At 71.6% G+C, this 19,443-nt stretch carries 22 protein-coding genes; 15 read left to right on the top strand and 7 right to left on the bottom strand.

What is annotated here, in order from left to right; translation table 11 throughout:
• Positions 1–78 precede the first annotated feature (78 nt).
• The 6 genes from ald (at position 79) to LN251_RS02760 (ending at position 6,385) form a co-directional block, all read left to right on the top strand.
• A complete protein-coding gene (ald, locus tag LN251_RS02785; RefSeq protein ID WP_058928494.1) occupies positions 79–1,194 on the top strand; it encodes an alanine dehydrogenase in 1,116 nt (371 codons plus the stop codon).
• 381 nt (positions 1,195–1,575) lie between these two features.
• Positions 1,576–2,751, top strand: a complete 1,176-nt coding sequence (locus LN251_RS02780; protein WP_458242927.1) for a ParA family protein — start codon at positions 1,576–1,578, stop codon at positions 2,749–2,751.
• Positions 2,736–3,302, top strand: a complete 567-nt coding sequence (locus LN251_RS02775; RefSeq protein ID WP_403960099.1) for a hypothetical protein — start codon at positions 2,736–2,738, stop codon at positions 3,300–3,302. The genes LN251_RS02780 and LN251_RS02775 overlap by 16 nt, the downstream gene beginning before the upstream one ends.
• 19 nt (positions 3,303–3,321) lie before the next feature.
• Positions 3,322–4,617: a segregation/condensation protein A gene (locus LN251_RS02770; RefSeq protein ID WP_458242926.1), complete on the top strand. Its 1,296-nt coding sequence runs from the start codon at positions 3,322–3,324 to the stop codon at positions 4,615–4,617.
• The gene (gene scpB / locus LN251_RS02765; RefSeq protein WP_058926200.1) at positions 4,614–5,264 is read left to right on the top strand and encodes an SMC-Scp complex subunit ScpB; all 651 of its coding nucleotides are present in this window, start codon (positions 4,614–4,616) and stop codon (positions 5,262–5,264) included. The genes LN251_RS02770 and scpB overlap by 4 nt, the downstream gene beginning before the upstream one ends.
• Complete coding sequence (locus LN251_RS02760; protein WP_458242925.1) at positions 5,264–6,385, top strand: pseudouridine synthase; 1,122 nt, start codon at positions 5,264–5,266, stop codon at positions 6,383–6,385. The genes scpB and LN251_RS02760 overlap by 1 nt, the downstream gene beginning before the upstream one ends.
• 89 nt (positions 6,386–6,474) lie before the next feature.
• On the opposite strand, the gene LN251_RS02755 is transcribed toward LN251_RS02760, so the two are convergent.
• Positions 6,475–7,323: a DUF72 domain-containing protein gene (locus LN251_RS02755; RefSeq protein ID WP_458242924.1), complete on the bottom strand. Its 849-nt coding sequence runs from the start codon at positions 7,321–7,323 to the stop codon at positions 6,475–6,477.
• A gap of 82 nt (positions 7,324–7,405) precedes the next feature.
• On the opposite strand from LN251_RS02755, the gene LN251_RS02750 reads away from it, so the two are divergent.
• From LN251_RS02750 to LN251_RS02740, 3 genes are read left to right on the top strand one after another with little or no spacing between them, the layout of a single operon-like run.
• Positions 7,406–8,122, top strand: a complete 717-nt coding sequence (locus tag LN251_RS02750; protein ID WP_458242923.1) for an NUDIX hydrolase — start codon at positions 7,406–7,408, stop codon at positions 8,120–8,122.
• Positions 8,119–9,141, top strand: coding sequence for an ADP-ribosylglycohydrolase family protein (locus tag LN251_RS02745; RefSeq protein WP_458242922.1), 1,023 nt, complete (start codon positions 8,119–8,121; stop codon positions 9,139–9,141). Before LN251_RS02750 ends, LN251_RS02745 begins: the two co-directional genes overlap by 4 nt.
• Positions 9,142–9,144: 3 nt before the next feature.
• The gene (locus LN251_RS02740; RefSeq protein WP_458242921.1) at positions 9,145–9,894 is read left to right on the top strand and encodes a nucleotidyltransferase domain-containing protein; all 750 of its coding nucleotides are present in this window, start codon (positions 9,145–9,147) and stop codon (positions 9,892–9,894) included.
• Here LN251_RS02740 and LN251_RS02735 read toward each other — a convergent pair.
• From LN251_RS02735 to LN251_RS02720, 4 genes are read right to left on the bottom strand one after another with little or no spacing between them, the layout of a single operon-like run.
• Entirely contained in the window at positions 9,826–10,563 is a 738-nt protein-coding gene (locus tag LN251_RS02735) for a nucleotidyltransferase domain-containing protein (RefSeq protein WP_458242920.1), read from the bottom strand. The two genes, LN251_RS02740 and LN251_RS02735, sit on opposite strands and share 69 nt — an antisense overlap.
• 22 nt (positions 10,564–10,585) lie before the next feature.
• Positions 10,586–10,996 carry a Rieske (2Fe-2S) protein gene (locus LN251_RS02730; RefSeq protein ID WP_458242919.1) on the bottom strand — a complete coding sequence of 137 codons (411 nt, stop codon included), beginning with the start codon at positions 10,994–10,996 and terminating at the stop codon, positions 10,586–10,588.
• Positions 10,993–11,574 carry a DUF6529 family protein gene (locus tag LN251_RS02725; protein WP_458242918.1) on the bottom strand — a complete coding sequence of 194 codons (582 nt, stop codon included), beginning with the start codon at positions 11,572–11,574 and terminating at the stop codon, positions 10,993–10,995. Before LN251_RS02725 ends, LN251_RS02730 begins: the two co-directional genes overlap by 4 nt.
• Positions 11,575–11,603: 29 nt before the next feature.
• Positions 11,604–12,269 carry a hypothetical protein gene (locus LN251_RS02720; protein ID WP_458242917.1) on the bottom strand — a complete coding sequence of 222 codons (666 nt, stop codon included), beginning with the start codon at positions 12,267–12,269 and terminating at the stop codon, positions 11,604–11,606.
• A 225-nt stretch (positions 12,270–12,494) separates the two neighbouring features.
• On the opposite strand from LN251_RS02720, the gene aroH reads away from it, so the two are divergent.
• From aroH to der, 5 genes are all read left to right on the top strand, one after another.
• On the top strand, positions 12,495–12,857 hold the full coding sequence (gene aroH, locus LN251_RS02715; protein WP_458242916.1) for a chorismate mutase: 363 nt from the start codon (positions 12,495–12,497) through the stop codon (positions 12,855–12,857).
• On the top strand, positions 12,854–13,939 hold the full coding sequence (locus LN251_RS02710; RefSeq protein ID WP_403960122.1) for a prephenate dehydrogenase: 1,086 nt from the start codon (positions 12,854–12,856) through the stop codon (positions 13,937–13,939). Before aroH ends, LN251_RS02710 begins: the two co-directional genes overlap by 4 nt.
• A gap of 110 nt (positions 13,940–14,049) precedes the next feature.
• On the top strand, positions 14,050–14,736 hold the full coding sequence (gene cmk, locus LN251_RS02705; protein ID WP_458242915.1) for a (d)CMP kinase: 687 nt from the start codon (positions 14,050–14,052) through the stop codon (positions 14,734–14,736).
• Complete coding sequence (locus LN251_RS02700) at positions 14,733–15,386, top strand: lysophospholipid acyltransferase family protein (RefSeq protein WP_058926213.1); 654 nt, start codon at positions 14,733–14,735, stop codon at positions 15,384–15,386. The genes cmk and LN251_RS02700 overlap by 4 nt, the downstream gene beginning before the upstream one ends.
• 77 nt (positions 15,387–15,463) lie before the next feature.
• Complete coding sequence (gene der, locus LN251_RS02695) at positions 15,464–16,945, top strand: ribosome biogenesis GTPase Der (protein WP_458242914.1); 1,482 nt, start codon at positions 15,464–15,466, stop codon at positions 16,943–16,945.
• Between the two features lie 57 nt (positions 16,946–17,002).
• On the opposite strand, the gene LN251_RS02690 is transcribed toward der, so the two are convergent.
• The gene (locus tag LN251_RS02690) at positions 17,003–17,398 is read right to left on the bottom strand and encodes a hypothetical protein (RefSeq protein ID WP_458242913.1); all 396 of its coding nucleotides are present in this window, start codon (positions 17,396–17,398) and stop codon (positions 17,003–17,005) included.
• A 55-nt stretch (positions 17,399–17,453) separates the two neighbouring features.
• Positions 17,454–18,236, bottom strand: a complete 783-nt coding sequence (locus LN251_RS02685; RefSeq protein WP_458242912.1) for a hypothetical protein — start codon at positions 18,234–18,236, stop codon at positions 17,454–17,456.
• Between the two features lie 510 nt (positions 18,237–18,746).
• Here LN251_RS02685 and LN251_RS02680 point away from each other — a divergent pair.
• Entirely contained in the window at positions 18,747–19,397 is a 651-nt protein-coding gene (locus tag LN251_RS02680) for a LysM peptidoglycan-binding domain-containing protein (RefSeq protein ID WP_458242911.1), read from the top strand.
• The last annotated feature ends 46 nt before the right edge of the window (positions 19,398–19,443 follow it).

The raw sequence follows: 19,443 nt of genomic DNA, 5'->3' as shown, positions 1-19,443 counted from the left end.
TGTCTCCCGGTGTGCTCATGCATGCCTGGGTATGTGTTGTATTGCCCCACATCCACTGAGCCAAGGACCGTGATCGACGTGAAGGTCGGCATCCCCCGCGAGGTCAAGAACAACGAGTTCCGGGTGGCCATCACCCCGTCCGGCGTGCACGAGCTGGTGCGCCACGGCCACCAGGTCGTCATCGAGCAGGGCGCCGGTGCCGGCTCGTCGATCCCGGACGAGGAGTACGTCGCCGCGGGCGCCCAGATCCTCGGCACCGCCGACGAGGTGTGGGCCACCGCGGACCTGCTGCTCAAGGTCAAGGAGCCCATCGCGGAGGAGTACCACCGCCTCCGCAAGGACCAGACGCTCTTCACCTACCTGCACCTGGCCGCCTCCAAGGAGTGCACCGACGCGCTCATCGAGTCCGGCACCACCGCGATCGCCTACGAGACCGTCGAGCTGCCCTCCCGCGCGCTGCCGCTGCTCGCCCCGATGTCCGAGGTCGCGGGCCGGCTCGCCCCGCAGGTCGGCGCCTACCACCTGATGCGCTCGGTCGGCGGCCGCGGTGTGCTGCCCGGCGGCGTCCCCGGCACCCAGCCCGCGCGGGCCGTCGTCATCGGCGGCGGCGTCTCCGGCTGGAACGCCACGCAGATCGCCGTCGGCATGGGCTTCCACGTCACCCTGCTCGACCGCGACATCAACAAGCTCCGCGAGGCCGACAAGATCTTCGGCACCAAGGTGCGCGCGATCATGTCCAACTCCCTCGAGCTGGAGAAGGCCGTCCTCGACGCCGACCTCGTCATCGGCGCCGTCCTCATCCCGGGCGCCAAGGCACCGAAGCTCGTCACCAACGAGCTCGTGGCGCGGATGAAGCCGGGAAGTGTCCTTGTCGACATCGCGATCGACCAGGGCGGCTGCTTCGAGGACTCCCACCCGACCACGCACGCCGAGCCGACCTTCCAGGTGCACGACTCGGTCTTCTACTGCGTCGCCAACATGCCCGGCGCGGTGCCCAACACCTCCACGTACGCGCTGACCAACGCCACGCTGCCGTACATCGTCGAGCTGGCGAACCGCGGCTGGGTGGAGGCGCTGCGCCGCGACCCCGCGCTCGCCAAGGGCCTCAACACCCATGACGGCAAGGTCGTTTACCGCGAGGTCGCGGAGGCGCACGGCCTGGAGCACGTGGAGCTCGAGACGCTCCTCGGCTGAGTCCCCCCGAGGGTCGTCGGGTCACCGGAGAACTAAGTCACCTTTTCGTAAAGGCGATACGTCAACAAGACGCGTCAACCCTGCGCACACGGCCGGACCTTGCCCCACAAGGTCCGGCCGGATGTGTGTATGGTCACTTTGCGACTCTCGGTCAACTCGCCTCGAACGTAACTCTTCGGTCCATTCGCACACCGGTGAAACCTGCCGTGCGACGGCCGTACGCCCTTGACAGTGGGATGTTTCATTGTCGACACATCGAGCCGGGTCCGGCGGATTGTGTTGCTGCGAACACCCGACACGCCATAGAGTCGCCAACCGTCGGCATGATGCCACGCTGACCTGTCTAGAAGTTTCCTGGTCACCAAGGAGGTAAGACGACTTGTGAATGAGTCGACATTTTCTCCCGGGGGTGGTCAACCAGGAACGCCTGTACGGGGCCAGGGCCCCGCGGGGTTCGAGGCTGTCGGCTCCGTTGCTGTGCGCACCTTCGCAGCCCACCAGAGCCCCGGCCCGCAGCTTGCCGGGACTGCACACCAGAGCATGGATGGCCATCACGTGAACGCCATGGCCGGCGACGGAAGTGGCGCGCCCCACAACCACTTCGCCGACTACGACGAACTGCCCGACGGGCACTTCTACGACCCGGACGCCGAGTACGAGCCCGATCCCGAGTACGCGGCCACGCTCGCGCCCGACGCTGCCCGGCAGCGCCGTGAGCGCGTCGGCCCGACCGGGCGCCCGCTGCCGTACTTCCCGATCCCGGGGCCGCTGACCGACCACGGCCCCGCGAAGATCATCGCGATGTGCAACCAGAAGGGCGGCGTCGGCAAGACGACGTCGACCATCAACCTGGGTGCCGCGCTCGCGGAGTACGGACGCCGCGTGCTGCTCGTGGACTTCGACCCGCAGGGCGCGCTGTCGGTGGGTCTCGGTGTCAACCCGATGGAGCTCGACCTCACCGTCTACAACCTGCTCATGGAGCGGGGCATGGCGGCCGACGAGGTGCTCCTGAAGACCGCGGTCCCGAACATGGACCTGCTCCCGAGCAACATCGACCTGTCGGCGGCCGAGGTCCAGCTGGTCTCCGAGGTCGCGCGCGAGTCGACGCTGCAGCGTGCGCTGAAGCCGCTGATGGCCGACTACGACTACATCGTGATCGACTGTCAGCCCTCGCTGGGTCTGCTGACGGTGAACGCGCTGACGGCCGCGCACAAGGTGATAGTGCCTCTGGAGTGCGAGTTCTTCGCCCTGCGTGGTGTCGCGCTGCTGACGGAGACCATCGAAAAGGTCCAGGAGCGGCTCAACCCCGAGCTGGAGCTCGACGGGATCCTCGCCACGATGTACGACTCGCGCACCGTGCACAGCCGTGAGGTGCTCGCGCGGGTCGTCGAGGCGTTCGACGACCACGTCTACCACACGGTCATCGGGCGCACGGTCCGCTTCCCGGAGACCACGGTCGCCGGTGAGCCGATCACCACGTACGCCTCCAACTCCGTCGGCGCCGCCGCCTACCGCCAGCTCGCCAGGGAGGTGCTCGCCCGGTGTCACGCCGAGTGAGTCTGCCGGGGGCCGACGAACTCTTCCGTACGACAGGGGGAATGGCGCTCCAGCCGTCCACGCCGCGGCGTGGGGCCAACGGCGAGGCACGGGTGCCCGCGCCCGCCGGCGAGAGCGACCCGGCGGCGGTGACGTCCGAGGACGCGCCGCAGTCGGTGCCAGCGCAGGGCGGTGACGGCGAGGGCGCCGAGCACGTGGCGGCGGAGTCGGAGCAGCCGATCGACGCGGGCGAGTCCCGCAGCCGTCCCACGCGGCGGCAGACGGCGCAGGAAGGTTCTGCCACGCCGGCGGCGGCCGCACAGTCCCGCAAGCGCGGACGAGCGGCCAACCGGCGCCCCAGCGGCCGGGAGCGGCACGACGAGAAGATCACCGTGTACGTCTCCGCCGAGGAGCTCATGGACCTGGAGCACGCCCGTCTCGTCCTGCGCGGCGAGCACGGGCTGGCGGTCGACCGCGGGCGGATCGTCCGCGAGGCGGTCGCCGTGGTGCTGGCCGATCTGGAGTCCCGAGGGGACGCGAGCATTCTGGTACGCCGGCTGCGCGGGCGGTAGGCGGTAGCCTGCGGGGGCCATGACCTCGAACGACGTTCCCAGCCCCGGCGCAGGCGCCGGCCGTCGGCGTGCGCTGGGGCGGGGACCGGGGGCCACGCCTGCCACCGGTGCACCGGCCGTCGTGGAGCCGGCCGTGGCGGAACCGCCGAGCGAGGCACCGGCCGTCACGGGGGCACCGGCCGTCACGGGGGCACCGGCCGTCACGGGGGCACCGGCCGTCACGGGGGCACCGGCCGTCACGGGGGCGCCCGCCGTCACGGGGCAGTCCGCCGTCGCGGAGCCGCCTGTCGCCGCACCGACCGTCGTCGAGCCGGCGGCCGTCGAGCCGGAACCCGAACCTGAGCCATCGCCCGAGCCGGCGTCGGAGCCGGGACCCGAGCCCGAGTCGGCGTCGGAGCCGGGACCCGAGCCCGAGCCGGGGAGGGTGCCCGAGGCCGTTTCCGAGGGGCCTCGCGCCTCCGCCGAGTCGGCCGCGCCCGCTGAGGTCGCAGCGGCCCAGGAGCCCGGTGACGGTGTCTTCAAGGTGCGGCTCTCCAACTTCGAGGGTCCCTTCGACCTGCTGCTCCAGCTGATCTCCAAGCACAAGCTGGACGTCACCGAGGTCGCGCTGTCCAAGGTCACCGACGAGTTCATGGCGCACATCCGGGCCATGGGGCCGGACTGGGACCTGGACCAGACGACCGAGTTCCTCGTCGTCGCCGCCACCCTGCTCGATCTCAAGGCCGCCCGTCTGCTGCCGTCCGCCGAGGTGGAGGACGAGGCAGACCTGGCGCTGCTGGAGGCGCGGGACCTGCTGTTCGCGCGGCTGCTGCAGTACCGGGCGTACAAGCAGATCGCCGACATCTTCAGTGCCCGGCTGGACGACGAGGCCCGGCGCTACCCCCGGACCGTCGGCCTCGAACCGCAGCACGCCGAGCTGCTGCCCGAGGTCGTCATCAGCATCGGAGCGGAAGGTTTCGCCAGACTCGCGGTCAAGGCGATGCAGCCCAGGCCCAAGCCGCAGGTGTACGTCGACCACATCCACGCGCCGCTGGTCAGCGTGCAGGAGCAGGCCGGGATCGTGGTGGCGCGGCTGCGGGAGCTCGGCGAGGCCAGTTTCCGGGACCTCGTCGCGGACACCGACGACACACTGACGGTCGTGGCGCGCTTCCTGGCGCTGCTGGAGCTGTACCGGGAGAAGGCCGTGGCCCTGGAGCAGGAGGCGGCCCTGGGGGAGCTGCTCGTGCGGTGGACCGGCGGCGAGGGGGAGGTCCGGCCGATGGTGACCGACGAGTTCGACCGACCGCCCGAGCCGCCCAAGGAGGACAAGGCGTGAGCGAGGACACCACCGAACGCGCGGCCGGGCCGCGCTCCGTCGCCGACCTCGACCTCAAGCCCGCCCTGGAGGCCGTCCTGATGGTCGTGGACGAGCCCGCGACGGAGGAGCACCTGGCGAAGATCCTGGAGCGGCCCAGGCGGCAGATCGCGAGCGCCCTGCGGGAGCTGGCCGACGACTACACCGTGCAGGGCCGCGGCTTCGAGCTGCGGTTCGTCGCGGGCGGCTGGCGCTTCTACACCCGCCCCGAGTACGCGGCGGCCGTCGAGCGCCTCGTCCTGGACGGCCAGACGGCACGCCTGACGCAGGCGGCCCTGGAGACCCTGGCGGTCGTCGCCTACCGCCAGCCGGTGAGCCGCAGCCGCGTCTCGGCCGTACGCGGGGTCAACTGCGACGGGGTCATGCGCACCCTGTTGCAGCGGGGTCTGGTCGAGGAGGCGGGCACGGAACCCGAAACAGGTGCGATCCTGTACAGGACGACGAACTATTTCCTGGAGCGGATGGGCCTGCGTGGTCTGGACGAGCTCCCGGAGCTCGCGCCCTTCCTCCCGGAGGCGGAGGCGATCGAGGCCGAGACCCAGGAAGGCGTGCCGTCGTTCGATCCGGACGCTCCGGATTCCGACGCAGACGACAAGACGGAACTTTGATGCGAAGCAGCAGCGGCAGGAACAGCAGCGGAAACAACGGCGGGAGCCGTGGTGGCAACAGCGGCGGCCGCGGCGGGAGCGGCGGTGGCCGCGGTAACCACCGCGGCGCCGGCAACTCCCGTGACGACAAGCAGGGGGCCGGCCGGCCGAAGAAGCCGCGCCCGGAGGAGCGGCGCTACGACGTCGGTCCCGGCGCCACCCATGACGGGCCGAAGTCGGGTCGCGGCCCCGCGGCCCGCGGCGGCGCCAAGGGCGGCCCCAAGCAGGGACAGCAGCGCGGCGGCCGGACGGCTCCCGCGCGGTCCCGTGAGTACGAGGCGCGGACCGAGGAGCGCAACCGGGATCGGTACGCGGACAAGAAGGACGTCAAGCTGCCCAAGACCTTCCCGGGCGCCGAGCAGGAGGGCGAGCGGCTGCAGAAGGTCCTCGCGCGCGCGGGCTACGGCTCCCGGCGGGCCTGCGAGGAGCTGATCGAGCAGGCGCGGGTCGAGGTCAACGGCGAGATCGTCCTGGAGCAGGGCAAGCGCGTCGACCCCGAGAAGGACGAGGTCAAGGTCGACGGCCTGACGGTCGCGACGCAGTCGTACCAGTTCTTCTCGCTGAACAAGCCCGCCGGTGTCGTCTCCACGATGGAGGACCCGGAGGGCCGGCAGTGCCTCGGGGACTACGTCACCAACCGGGAGACCCGGCTGTTCCACGTGGGCCGGCTCGACACCGAGACCGAGGGCGTCATCCTGCTCACCAACCACGGCGAGCTGGCGCACCGGCTGACCCACCCCAAGTACGGCGTGAAGAAGACCTATCTCGCCGCCATCGTCGGCCCGATCCCGCGCGACCTGGGCAAGAAGCTCAAGGACGGCATCCAGCTGGAGGACGGCTACGCCCGCGCGGACCACTTCCGGGTCGTGGAGCAGACCGGCAAGAACTACCTGGTCGAGGTGACCCTGCACGAGGGCCGCAAGCACATCGTGCGCCGCATGCTCGCCGAGGCCGGCTTCCCGGTCGAGAAGCTGGTGCGCACGTCCTTCGGGCCGATCACCCTGGGCGACCAGAAGTCGGGCTGGCTGCGCCGGCTGTCGAACACCGAGGTCGGCATGCTGCTGAAGGAAGTCGATCTCTGATCCTGCCCGCGGGGCTTCGGCCGGTTCGGACGTGTCCGGGCCGGCCGATTCGTCTGTGTGCCTCCGCGGGCCGGTCCGGGGGCGGCCGGTCAGCCGCCGTCGAGCAGGCGCCGCATCAGCTCGGCGGCCCGGACGGCCGCGGCGCCGCAGCAGTTGTTGAACAGGACGTGGAGCCGGTCGACTCGGGCGGCGAGGTCGCGTAACCGCGGTAGCCACTCGGTGAGTTCGGCCTCGCCGTAGTCGTGCCGGAAGCGGTCCTCCTTGCTGCCCGACCCCCAGGCGGTACTGCGTCCGTGGAACCGGACGACCGACAGCCGGGGCGAGGTCACCGGGGTGACCGGCGCGATGGACGACGGCAGCGTCCGGTTCATGTCGACGGCCACCGCCGCCATGCCGTACCGGCCGAGCAGGGCGCAGGTCGCCTCCGCCCACTCCGGGCGCCACCAGTCGGGATGCCGGAACTCCACGGCGAGCGGCCAGCTCGCGGTCCGCTCGGCGCACTCCTCGAGGAACTGCCCCGCGCGCCGGCCGGGCCGGAACCACGGCGGCAACTGGAACAGCACACTTCCCAGCCGCCCGGCCTGCCGCAGCGGCTCGATCCCGTCGGTGAAGCGCGCCCACACCTCGTCGAGCACCTTCGGGTCGTGCGGTCTGGCCGGAATGCCGTCCGGCAGGGCCGAGTCGCGGGTCGGGTGCCCGGTGAGCAGCGAGAAGGCCTTCACGTCGAACACGAAGCCGTCCGGGGTCCGTTCGGCCCACAGTCGACTGTTGCGGGTGCTCGGCAGCCCGTAGTACGTCGAGTCGACCTCGACGACCGGGAACCGCTCGGCGTAGTACCGCAGCCGCCCCTCCGGGTCCTTGCGTCCCGCCGGATACCAGCCGCTGCCCACCAGCGCGCGGTCCGTCCACGAACACGTGCCCACCAGGATCTCGCCCATGGCGTGCCGGTTACCCCGGGAGGGCTTGTGAAAGCACGGCCCCCGTGTTTATAGTCCAAGTGACTATTAAGGGGGTGGGGGCATGGAGTACGACAAGTACGCCTACGAACCCTTCGCCGTCACCGTCGACCTGGCCGTCCTGACCGTCCGCGACGGCGCCCTGCACGTCCTGCTCGTCGAGCGCGGACAGGACCCGTACGCCGGCCACTGGGCGCTGCCCGGCGGTTTCGTCGAGCCGGACGAGTCCGCCGAGACGGCCGCCCGGCGCGAACTCGCCGAGGAGACGGGCCTGTCGGACGTCACCGGACTGCACCTGGAGCAGCTGCGCACCTACAGCGAGCCCGGCCGTGACCCCCGGATGCGGGTCGTGTCCGTCGCGTTCACGGCACTGCTGCCCGACGCACCGGAGCCGCACGGCGGCAGTGACGCGGCGGACGCGCGATGGGTGGAGTGCGACACGGCACTGCCGCTCGCCTTCGACCACGAGCGCATCCTCGCCGACGCCCGCGACCGTGTCGGCGCCCAGCTCGAGTACACCTGCCTCGCCACCGCCTTCTGCCCGCCCGAGTTCACCCTCGGCGAGCTGCGGCAGGTCTACGAGACGGTCTGGGGCACCGAACTCGACCGGCCCAACTTCCGCCGCAAGGTGCTCGCGACGCCCGGCTTCGTCGAACCCGTCCCGGGCGCCGCGCGCCTGACCGGAGGGCGCGGCAAACCAGCCGCCCTCTACCGCGCGGGACCGGCCACCAGCCTCGTTCCGCCCCTCCTCCGACCGTCCCGGGAAGGACGCCCCGCATGACCGCACCCCTCGTCGACAAGCGCGCCGCCACCGGGGCGCTGACCGGTCTCGCCCTCGGGGACGCGCTCGGTTTCCCCACTGAGTTCAACGACGTCCCGGCGATCCTCGCCAAGTGCGGGCCGTGGCGGCAGATGCCGCTGCCGAAGCCCGCGATCGTCACCGACGACACCCAGATGACACTGGCGCTCGGCCGGGCACTGCGGACGGCCATGGACCGCGGAGTGCTCGCGCCCAAGCTGCTGGAGCGGCCGCTGCGCGAGGAGTTCGTCGACTGGTACCGGTCGCCGGAGAACAACCGAGCGCCCGGCAACACCTGCCTGCGGGCCTGCGACCTGCTCGAGGACGAGAACCGCGCCTGGCAGGACGCCAGCCAGATCGGATCGAAGGGCTGCGGCGCCAACATGCGCGTCGCGCCGATCGGACTCGTACCCAACCTGAGCGACGAACAGCGCGCCGGGGCCGCCCAGTTGCAGTCGGCCCTGACCCACGGGCACCCCACGGCGCTCGCCGCCTCCGACCTCACCGCCCGGGCCGTGCGCCTGCTCGCCCAGGGCGCCGAGCCCACCGGACTCGTCGGACAGCTGCGGTCGTACGCCGTGGAGAACCGCGGCCGCTACCACGAGCGCTGGCTCGGTGACCTGTGGAAGCGCAGCCAGGACCCGAGCCCCGAGCACTTCATCGCGCGCGGCTGGGACGAGTGCCTGGAGGTCCTCGGCCGCCTCCGGGACGCCGTGCGCACGGTCTCGCCGGAGACCGACCCGTGCCTGGCCACCGGCGCCGGCTGGATCGCCGAAGAGGCCCTCGCCACCGGCCTGTTGTGCTTCCTGATGTTCGTCGACGAGCCCGTCACCGCGATCCGGCGGGCCGCCTGCACCTCCGGCGACTCGGACTCCATCGCCTGCCTCACCGGCGCCTTCGCCGGCGCGTACCTGGGCGCCGACGCCTGGCCGACGGAGTGGGTGGACCGCATCGAGTACCGGGGCGACCTGATGACCCTGGGCGCCCTCTGGGACGCTTGAGCGGTGATCGACACCCTGGACATCGACCTGACGCCGGTGGTGGCCGAGCAGCCCGACCCCGTGCTGTTCGCCACCGTCTCCGGTGCGCACCTGTACGGCTTCCCCTCCCGTGACTCGGACGTGGACCTGCGCGGCGTGCACCTGCTGCCCACGGCCGCCCTGCTGGGGCTGCGGGAGCCGGCGGAGACCCGGTCGCGGATGTGGGACCGGGACGGCGTCGAGATGGACCTCGTCACCCACGACCTGCGCAAGTTCGTCCGGCTGATGCTCAAGCGCAACGGCTATGTGCTGGAGCAGCTGCTGTCGCCCCTGGTCGTGCACACCACCGACGCGCACCGGGAGCTGGCCGCGCTCGCGCCGGGCGTGCTCACCGGGCATCACGCCCACCACTACCGGGGGTTCGCGAACACGCAGTGGCGGCTGTTCGAGAAGACCGGCGAACTCAAGCCGCTGCTCTACACGTTCCGGGTACTGCTGACGGGCGTGCACCTGATGCGCAGTGGCGAGGTGCAGGCCCATCTGCCCACCCTGCTCGGCGAGGTGGACGCCCCCGCCTATCTGCCGGAGCTGATCGAGGCGAAGGCGCGGCAGGAGCGCGGGGACGCCGATGTCGACCACGCACGCGTGCGGGCCGACGTGGAGCGGCTGCACGCCGTCCTGGACGAGGCGCAGCTGGCTTCGTCGCTACCCGACGCCCCGACCGTGTACGACGCCCTGCACGACTTCGTCGTACGGGTCCGGCTGGAGGGCTGAGGCGCGGCGGACGCGGACGAGGAAGTCCTCCACCCGCCGCCGGTCCGGCTCCTCGGGCAGCGGGCTGCGGTGGGCCTCCGCCTCCGCCTCGTCCGCCAGGCGGCCCATCCACGACTCCACCTCGGGCCAGGGGACCTCGCCGCGCTTGACGGCCAGCAGGGGCTCGCGCAGCTCGCCGACGTCGATCGTGAGGACGCCCGTGCGCAGCAGGTCGCGGGAGCTCGTCAGCAGGCGCAGCAGGTGCATGGCGTGCTTCCAGCGCGGGGCGCCGTGGACGCGGACGTCCGCCTCCAGCTTCTTGCGCTGGCCGAGCGCGTAGCGGGCGAACGTGTCGTGGGCCCGGCGGGAGAGGAACGCCCCGCGCAGGGCGAGGAGTTCACGGCCGGTGTCGTCGGCGTACTCGACGAGCGGGGAGTGCAGGCACTCCAGGATGTTCGGGTTGGCGCGCAGCGCGAGCTCGCAGAAGCGCTCCAGCTCCCAGCCGAACTGCTCCTCCCCGGGCCCCTCGACGTGCGTCGGCGGTTTCTCGAAGCGCCAGAACAGGGGAGTGGGGGCGAGGAACACGCCCCGGCGGTCGGTGTCGCTGCCGTCCGTCGCCAGACCGAAGGCGCGCGAGCCCATCACGCAGGCGTAGATCGTGTGGTCGCGGACCAGGGTCTCGGGGTGCATGGACGGGAGCGTACGCGGCGCCTCACGCCAGCCGGATCGAATTTCCCTTCACCTCGATCTGCTCGGCGGGCAGCGGCTTGGGCGCGGGACCGCCGGCCACCGAGCCGTCGGCGATGCGGTACTTGCTGCCGTGGCAGGGGCAGTTGATCGTGCCGTCCGCCACCGAGCCCACCGTGCAGCCCAGATGGGTGCAGATCGCCGAGAACGCCTTGAACTCGTCCTTCTTCGGCTGGGTGACCACGACCTTCTGCTCGTCGAAGATCTTCCCGCCGCCGACCGGGATGTCGGAGGTCTTCGCCAGCTCCTGGCCCGCGGAGGCCTTCGCCGACGACGACCCGGAGCCGTTGCCGTCGCCGTACGTGCTGCAGCCCGCGGCGAGCGCCGCCGCGCCCGTCGCCAGGATCACCGTGCGCCGAGTCGAGCGGTGGGTCATGTCGTCACTCCGAACGTGCGGAAGAACCAGAAGGCGGACGTCAGCCAGATGAGGGTGAGGGCGGTGAGGACCAGGCCGCCGACGAGCGGCAGGAGCGCGGCGGGCAGCCGCTCCGAGCGCAGCAGCAGCATCTTGGCACTGAAGGCACCGAAGAAGAAGCAACCGAGGGCGGAGTGCCACATCACGCGTGTCGAGTACGTCTGGTAGCCCAGCGCGTAGAGGCAGTGCACGGCGACCGGGACCGCCACCAGGAACGCGATCCGGCCCGACCAGCGGTGCAGGGCGGCCGCCCAGCGTGGCCCCGGCAGCCGGCCGTAGACCATGAGGGCGCTGACCAGCTGGACGAGCGCGAAGAAGAACGCGGTCGAGGCCAGCCAGGACTTCACCGCGCCCGTGCTGCTGAACCCGGCGAGGTTGAAGGCGATGCCGCTCGGGTCGTGGGTCCTGCCGTACACCCCGAGGGCGACCGCCACCGCGCCCGCGACCAGGGCCGGGACGAGATAGCGGGCCGGCCCCGGGGCGGGGCGGGCCGGCTCCGGCGGGAAGCTCTGGGTGGCGGCGTTCGGGTCGACGGTCATGTCGGCTCCCTGGGCAGGAGGGGCGGGGATCAGGGCGTGACGGGCCGGGCCGTGAGGCGCTGTCCGTCGACCGTCACCGCGCCGGTCTCCGGATCGATGGCGGGCGCGGCCGCGGGCTTCCCGTCTCGGGTGACGATTCCGACCTGCCTGCCGCCCGGCAGGACGATCCAGCCGCCGACGATCCTGGCTCCGGCCACCTGGCTGTTCGCCCGGTAGATCCCGGACGGCTTCTTCGCCCGGTCGAGGGTGAAGGCGTAGTGCCCGCCGCCGACGTCGGCCGTGCCGGTCAGCTTCCCGCCGCCCTTCAGGGCGCCGTTCAGGCGTGCGCCGTTCGCGCCGGTCAGCCGCATGGCGCCGGCACCTCGTACGTCGCCCTTGAGCCACGACTCGATGTTGCGGCCGTCGCAGAAGTACGCGATCGCCTTGCCGCCGCGCAGCGAGACGGCGACGGCGGAGGAGTCGTCGTCGGTACGGCCCGTGTAGACGCCGGCCGGCGCGGCGGACCGCTTCGGGGCCGGCGACGGGCTCGTCGCGGCCGCCGACTGCGACGGCTTCACGGACGACGGCTTCGCGGACGACGGCCTCTCGTACGTGGACGAGGCGCTCCTCGTGCCCGTCGTCGAGTCGAGCGTGAGGATGAAGACCGCGAGCAGCAGCCCCGCGAGCAAGGTCAGCAGTGGTCCAGGACGCTTCATGACGGGCCTCCCCCGAGGCGAGTTCCCTGTCATCAGAGCGGACCGGCGGGGCGGCGTAAAGAGGCGCACGGGGTGTTCACCCCCGAAGTGGCGGAACGGAGACAATCGGGTGACATCGCCATGGATCGCCGGACCGTCTCAGCGGGCGGTCGGCGCGCACCCCCAGCACGTGGGCTGACTAGGCTGGAGGGTCGTAGAGCCGATACCCGAGCAAGGAGCAGCGCCGTGGCGGTACGAGCGGTCCGGGGAGCCGTCCAACTGGAACGGGACGAGGCCGGACACATGGACGAGCAGGTCGGCGCCCTGCTCACGGCCGTCCTGGAGCGCAACGGCCTGACCGCCGACGACCTGATCAGCATCTGGTTCACGGCCACGCCCGACCTGCACAGCGACTTCCCGGCCGCCGCGGCGCGCAAGCTCGGCATCGTCGACGTCCCCCTGATCTGCGCCCAGGAACTCGACATCGCGGGCGCCATGCCCCGCGTCGTCCGCATCCTCGCGCACATCGAGACCGACAAGCCCCGCAACGAGGTCAACCACGTCTACCTCGGTGCCGCGGCCGCCCTGCGCAAGGACATCGCCCAGTGAGAACCGCACTCGTCATCGGCACCGGCCTCATCGGCACGTCCGCCGCGATCGCCCTGTCCCAGCGGGGCGTCGTCGTCCACCTCACCGACCACGACCCCGAGCAGGCCCGCACCGCCGCCGCGCTCGGCGCCGGCACCGACGAGGCCCCCGACGGGCCGGTCGACCTCGCGATCGTCGCCGCCCCGCCCGCGCACGTGGCGACGGTGCTCGCCGACGCCATGCGCCGCGGTGTGGCCCGCGGCTACATCGACGTGGCCAGCGTCAAGGGCGGCCCGCGCCGGGAACTGGAGGCGCTGGGCCTGGACCTGGCGTCCTACATCGGCACGCACCCCATGTCCGGCCGCGAGAAGTCCGGCCCGCTCGCCGCCACCGGCGACCTCTTCGAGGGCCGCCCCTGGGTGCTCACACCCACCCGGGACACCGACACCGAGGTGCTCAACCTCGCCCTGGAACTGGTCTCGCACTGCCGCGCCGTGCCGGTGGTCATGGACGCCGACGCCCACGACCGGGCCGTGGCGCTCGTCTCGCACATGCCCCACCTGGTCTCCAGCATGGTCGCCGCGCGCCTGCAGAACGCCGAGGAGGCCGCCGTACGGCTGTGCGGACAGGGCATCCGGGACGTGACCCGGATCGCCGCCTCCGACCCCGGCATGTGGATCGACATCCTCTCCGCCAACCCCGGGCCGGTCGCCGACCTCCTCTCGGACGTCGCCGCCGACCTGGACGAGACGGTGCGGGCGCTGCGTGCCCTGCAGTCCTCCGACGACGACAAGCGGCACGAGGGCACCTCCGGCATCGAGGACATCCTGCGGCGCGGGAACGCCGGACAGGTCCGGGTCCCCGGCAAGCACGGCTCGGCCCCGCGCGCCTACGAGGTCGTGGCGGTGCTCATCGACGACCAGCCCGGCCAGCTCGCCCGCATCTTCGCCGACGCCGGACGGGCCGGCGTCAACATCGAGGACGTACGCATCGAGCACGCGACCGGGCAGCAGGCCGGTCTGGTGCAGCTGATGGTGGAGCCCCAGGCGGCGCCGGTGCTCACCGCGGCGCTGCGGGAGCGGGGCTGGGCCATCCGGCAGTGATCTTCCCGATGATCCGCCTGTAAGAGGGGACCCCGGAAGCCAGTAACCTTGTGCGGGGCGCGCTCGCGCCCGCACACCACCCGCCACACGCACCAGGAAGGTGTCCCCCCGTGGAAAACGGCGCCGCCAAGCCCGTGATCGTCGCCATCGACGGTCCCTCCGGCACGGGCAAGTCGAGCACGTCGAAGGCCGTCGCCGCGCAGCTGGGCCTGAGCTACCTGGACACCGGCGCCCAGTACCGGGCGATCACCTGGTGGATGGTCACCAACGGGATCGACATCGACGACCCCTCCGCGATCGCCGCCGTGGCGGGCAAGCCGGAGATCGTCTCCGGCACCGACCCGGCCCACCCGACGATCACGGTCGACGGCACCGACGTGGCCGGCCCGATCCGCACCCAGGAGATCACCTCCCAGGTCAGCGCGGTCAGCGCGGTGCCCGAGGTGCGCGCCCGGATCACCGAGCTGCAGCGCTCGGTGGCCGCCGCCGCCGAGGACGGCATCGTCGTCGAGGGCCGGGACATCGGTACGACCGTGCTGCCGGACGCCGACCTGAAGATCTTCCTCACCGCCTCCCCGGAGGCCCGCGCGGCCCGCCGCAGCGGCGAGCTCAAGGGCGCCGACGTGCACGCCACCCGCGAGGCCCTGATCAAGCGGGACAGCGCCGACTCCTCCCGCAAGACCTCGCCGCTGGCCAAGGCGGACGACGCGGTCGAGGTCGACACCACCGAGCTCACCCTCCAGCAGGTCATCGAGTGCGTCGTCACCCTTGTCGAGGAGAAGCGGGCCGGGAAGTGACCACCGTCCCCGTCGCCTCCGAGCGCGGCGCCGAGGTCGGCCGGCGCATCGGCGTCGGCCTGATGTACGGGCTGTGGAGGCCGCGCGTGCTGGGCGCCTGGAAGGTGCCCGCCACCGGCCCGGCGATCTTCGCCGTCAACCACTCGCACAACATCGACGGCCCGATGGTCATGGGCGTGGCGCCGCGGCCGACGCACTTCCTGATCAAGAAGGAAGCGTTCGTCGGCCCGCTGGACCCCTTCCTGACCGGGATCGGCCAGCTGAAGGTCGACCGCTCGGTCGCCGACCGCGGGGCGATCACACAGGCGCTGGACGTGCTCTCGGCCGGCGGGGTCCTCGGCATCTTCCCGGAGGGCACCCGGGGCGAGGGCGACTTCGCCTCCCTGCGTGCCGGGCTCGCCTACTTCGCCGTCCGCAGCGGCGCCCCGGTGGTGCCGGTGGCGGTGCTGGGAAGTTCCGGGCGCGGCGGACGGTTGATAAAGGGGCTGCCTCCGCTGCGCAGCCGTATCGACGTCGTCTTCGGCGAGCCCTTCGAGGCGGGCGACGGCTCCGGACGGCGTACCCGCAAGGCGCTCGACGAGGCGACCGAACGCATCCAGAAGCAGCTGAGCAGTCACCTGGAAAACGCCAGGCGCCTCACCGGGCGCTAGGCGACACTGAGTAGTGGATCAAAACGGCGACAACCGGGCGGTCCACCGATCACCACGATGAACGAGGTACGGACTTCATGAACGACCACATCCACTCCGAGGGCTCTGCCGAAGAGCACGACCACGGAGAGCTTGGCGACGCCGAGTACGCGGAGTTCATGGAGCTCGCCGCGGAAGAGGGCTTCGACATCGAGGACGTCGAGGGGGCCATCGAGGCGGCCGGTCACGGCCCGCTGCCGGTGCTCGCCGTCGTCGGCCGGCCGAACGTCGGCAAGTCGACCCTGGTCAACCGCATCATCGGCCGTCGTGAGGCCGTCGTCGAGGACAAGCCGGGCGTCACCCGCGACCGCGTCACCTACGAGGCCGAGTGGGCGGGCCGCCGCTTCAAGGTCGTCGACACCGGCGGCTGGGAGCAGGACGTCCTCGGCATCGACGCCTCCGTGGCCGCCCAGGCCGAGTACGCCATCGAGGCCGCCGACGCCGTCGTCTTCGTCGTCGACGCCAAGGTCGGCGCGACCGACACCGACGAGGCGGTCGTACGGCTGCTGCGCAAGGCCGGCAAGCCCGTGGTGCTGTGCGCCAACAAGGTCGACGGGCCCAGCGGTGAGGCGGACGCCTCCTACCTGTGGTCCCTCGGCCTCGGCGAGCCGCACCCCGTCTCGGCGCTGCACGGCCGCGGCACCGGCGACATGCTGGACGCCGTCCTGGAGGCGCTGCCGGAGGCGCCCGAGCAGACCTTCGGCGGCACGGGGGTCGGCGGACCGCGCCGCATCGCGCTCATCGGCCGCCCGAACGTCGGCAAGTCCTCCCTGCTGAACAAGGTGGCGGGCGAGGAGCGCGTCGTCGTCAACGAGGTCGCGGGCACCACCCGCGACCCGGTCGACGAGCTGATCGAACTCGGCGGTGTCACCTGGAAGTTCGTCGACACCGCGGGCATCCGCAAGCGTGTCCACCTGCAGCAGGGCGCCGACTACTACGCCTCCCTGCGCACCGCGGCCGCCGTCGAGAAGGCCGAGGTGGCGGTCATCCTGATCGACGCCTCCGAGTCCATCTCGGTGCAGGACCAGCGGATCGTGACCATGGCCGTCGAGGCGGGCCGCGCGCTGGTCATCGCCTACAACAAGTGGGACACCCTCGACGAGGAGCGCCGCTACTACCTGGAGCGGGAGATCGAGACCGAGTTCGGCCAGGTCGCGTGGGCGCCCCGGGTGAACGTCTCGGCGCGCACCGGGCGGCACATGGAGAAGCTGGTCCCGGCGATCGAGACGGCCCTCGCGGGCTGGGAGACCCGGGTCCCGACGGGCCGCCTCAACGCCTTCCTCGGCGAGCTGGTCGCCGCCCACCCGCACCCGATCCGCGGCGGCAAGCAGCCCCGCATCCTCTTCGGCACCCAGGCCGGCACCAAGCCGCCGCGGTTCGTGCTCTTCGCCTCCGGCTTCATCGAGGCGGGCTACCGGCGCTTCATCGAGCGCCGGCTGCGCGAGGAGTTCGGCTTCGAGGGAACGCCGATCCATATCTCGGTGCGGGTGCGCGAGAAGCGCGGCAACAAGAAGAAGTAGCGCCGACCGGCAAACAAGAAGGGCGGCCCCGACCGGGGCCGCCCTTCTTGGCGTTCCTCAACTGCTTCTCGACGGCCCTGGTGGCAGGGCCGCGGGCACATGATGCATTCCCGTGCCGCCCTGCTGGCCGATGTGCCCGACACGCTGCCACTGCGACTGCTGCCGGGCACTGTGGGCCCCCGCGCTGTACGCGCCGTACGAGCTGCTGAACGACCCCGGCCGGTGCGCGGTGTACCCCTCGGAGCTGTGCGGGATGTTCCCGAAGGCGGTGAAGCCCAGATCCTCCTCGCCGCTGCGGTCACCCGGCAGTGTGCGGAAGGACTTGACGTACTCCGCGTAGAGCGCGTCGTAGATCGGGGTGGCCGAAGGGCCGCCCGGGAAGTCCGGGGCCGACGACCGCGAGGACGGGATCGGCTGGTAGGACGAGCGGCGAGGAACGTCGTAGGAGTGCACGTATGTCCAAACGACCTCGGGCCACTTGGGATGCGGTTTCCCCCGGCGGGCGCCCTCAGGTGCCCGCGAGCGGCATGGCCGCGGCGACCAGCTTCCCGTTCGCCGCCGCCTTGTCCAGCGCGTCCCGCAGCAGGTCCTCGCGCGGCTGACGGCCGATCGACCCCACCGGCGCGGCGAACATCAGCACCTGCTGGTGCTTGTTCGCGGCGGCCCGCCAGCTCTCCGTGACCTGCAGCGGCTGGTGCGCCTGCCACCAGGCCACCGGCTGCCCGCCGTTGGCGTTCGGCTGGAGTACGGCGTGCAGCTGGCCCACGGCGAGCAGTACCGACCAGCCGTGCAGCACCGGGGGCACCTCGGTGATCTGCGTCAGCGGCATGAAGCCCTGCTCGATCAGCAGCGGCAGGAAGTCGTCCCCGAGCCCCGTGGCGCCCGGGCGAACGATCGGCCCCGTCGGCTCGACCACCAGCGCCGGGTGCAACTCCCCGGCGATCAGCACGAGTCCGCTGGTCACGCCGAGCACGGCCTGCTCGGGGGTGACCTTTTCGGGGTTCAGGTCGACGGTGTCGCCGGAGATGGACCGCACGGCGCCCCGGAGCTGCTCCTCGGTGACCTGGACGACCTGCGAGGGCAGGCAGGTGGCGTGGGCGAAGGCGAGGACCGCGGTCTCGTCGCCGATGAACAGGACGGTGCTGGTGCGCTCCTGTTCGGAGTCGCCCGGAGTGCGGCAGGACGTGCAGTCGTAACCGCCGGGGGCGTTCTCGCCGGCGAGCAGCCGGTCGGCCTCTTCGTCGCCGATCTCGGCGCGTACCTCGTCGCTGACATCGAGCATGCGCGGCACGGGTGGCTCCCCTCGGGAAGTGGTGAACCGGGCGGGTCCCGGGCTCATGAAGAAGACAACGGACGATCTGTGGCGAGAGTCACGCCCCAGGGCGAAGGGAATCAATCCATCCGACGCGCATGGTCACCACTCGTGCGGAATTGGTCACTCATGGTCAAATGCTCGGAACCGCAAGGGAGTTGGTTGCGTGAAGTGAGTCACAGATCAAAGGAGTCGCTGGTCGACAAATCCTGAAATCAGGGAATGAAGTGGGTGACCGGAATTCGCTGATACCGGCGGTAACAGCGAACTGGCCTGGAATGACGAGGAGTTGGTTGCTGACGCCTCGACAGGCTCTTTAGATTCCTCGGCCGTGTGCAACGAGCACCGCTCGGGAACGTCCGCCGGTCGCGCCGGCCGGCCAAGCAAGGCCGGCGCGAGCAGACGGACGGGGCGGAGCGCGGCGACCGGCCCAAGTGCCGCGAGCGCGCCCCGTCCTGGGGGACCCCGGGTGTCGGGAGAGGGAATTACATGTCCGAGTGTGCCGATACCAACCGCCACAACGGTCGCAAGACGCGTACGACGGCGGCCCTCGCCGGGGCCGCACTGCTCGCCGTCCCGCTGGGACTGCTGGCCGCGTCCGGCAACGCAGCCGCGGCCGACGGCGGAGTCTGGGACCGCATCGCCCAGTGCGAGAGCGGCGGCAACTGGCACATCAACACCGGCAACGGCTACTACGGCGGGCTCCAGTTCTCCGCCGGCACCTGGCGTGCGTACGGCGGGTCCGCCTACGCCTCCACGGCCGACCAGGCCTCCAGGGAAGCCCAGATCGCCGTGGCCACCAAGGTGCAGCACGCCCAGGGCTGGGGCGCCTGGCCGGTCTGTTCGGCACGGGCGGGCGCGTCCGGAAGCGCCCCCGCCTCCTCCGGCTCGGTGACGACGAAGTCCGCCGAGACCACCAAGTCCACCAAGGCGGCCCCGTCGAAGAAGGCGCCGACGCGTTCGACGGGCCACACCAACCGCAGTTCCTCCCGAGGGAACTACACCGTCCGCGAGGGCGACACCCTGAGCAAGATCGCCGCCCGGCACGGGACCACCTGGCAGCACCTGTACGCCGCCAACAAGGCCGTCATCGGCGGTGACCCCGACGTGATCCTGCCCGGGCAGCGGCTCGTCGTCTGAGGCGCTCCCGGTCACGCCCCGGTGCCCCGTCCGGTCGTCCGACCGG

The sequence above is a fragment of the Streptomyces sp. MAI_2237 genome (genome assembly GCF_054189285.1).
This window is presented reverse-complemented; position numbering and strand designations above follow the sequence as displayed.

Bases quoted from the DNA above. Each gene is read 5' to 3' on its own strand.
- LN251_RS02725 (WP_458242918.1), bottom strand. From the start codon at position 11,574: ATGACCGTCGACCCGAACGCCGCCACCCAGAGCTTCCCGCCGGAGCCG.
- LN251_RS02755 (WP_458242924.1), bottom strand. From the start codon at position 7,323: ATGGGCGAGATCCTGGTGGGCACGTGTTCGTGGACGGACCGCGCGCTG.
- LN251_RS02730 (WP_458242919.1), bottom strand. From the start codon at position 10,996: ATGACCCACCGCTCGACTCGGCGCACGGTGATCCTGGCGACGGGCGCG.
- LN251_RS02720 (WP_458242917.1), bottom strand. From the start codon at position 12,269: ATGAAGCGTCCTGGACCACTGCTGACCTTGCTCGCGGGGCTGCTGCTC.
- LN251_RS02750 (WP_458242923.1), top strand. From the start codon at position 7,406: ATGGAGTACGACAAGTACGCCTACGAACCCTTCGCCGTCACCGTCGAC.
- LN251_RS02760 (WP_458242925.1), top strand. From the start codon at position 5,264: ATGCGAAGCAGCAGCGGCAGGAACAGCAGCGGAAACAACGGCGGGAGC.
- der (WP_458242914.1), top strand. From the start codon at position 15,464: ATGAACGACCACATCCACTCCGAGGGCTCTGCCGAAGAGCACGACCAC.
- LN251_RS02770 (WP_458242926.1), top strand. From the start codon at position 3,322: ATGACCTCGAACGACGTTCCCAGCCCCGGCGCAGGCGCCGGCCGTCGG.
- LN251_RS02735 (WP_458242920.1), bottom strand. From the start codon at position 10,563: ATGCACCCCGAGACCCTGGTCCGCGACCACACGATCTACGCCTGCGTG.
- LN251_RS02745 (WP_458242922.1), top strand. From the start codon at position 8,119: ATGACCGCACCCCTCGTCGACAAGCGCGCCGCCACCGGGGCGCTGACC.
- LN251_RS02680 (WP_458242911.1), top strand. From the start codon at position 18,747: ATGTCCGAGTGTGCCGATACCAACCGCCACAACGGTCGCAAGACGCGT.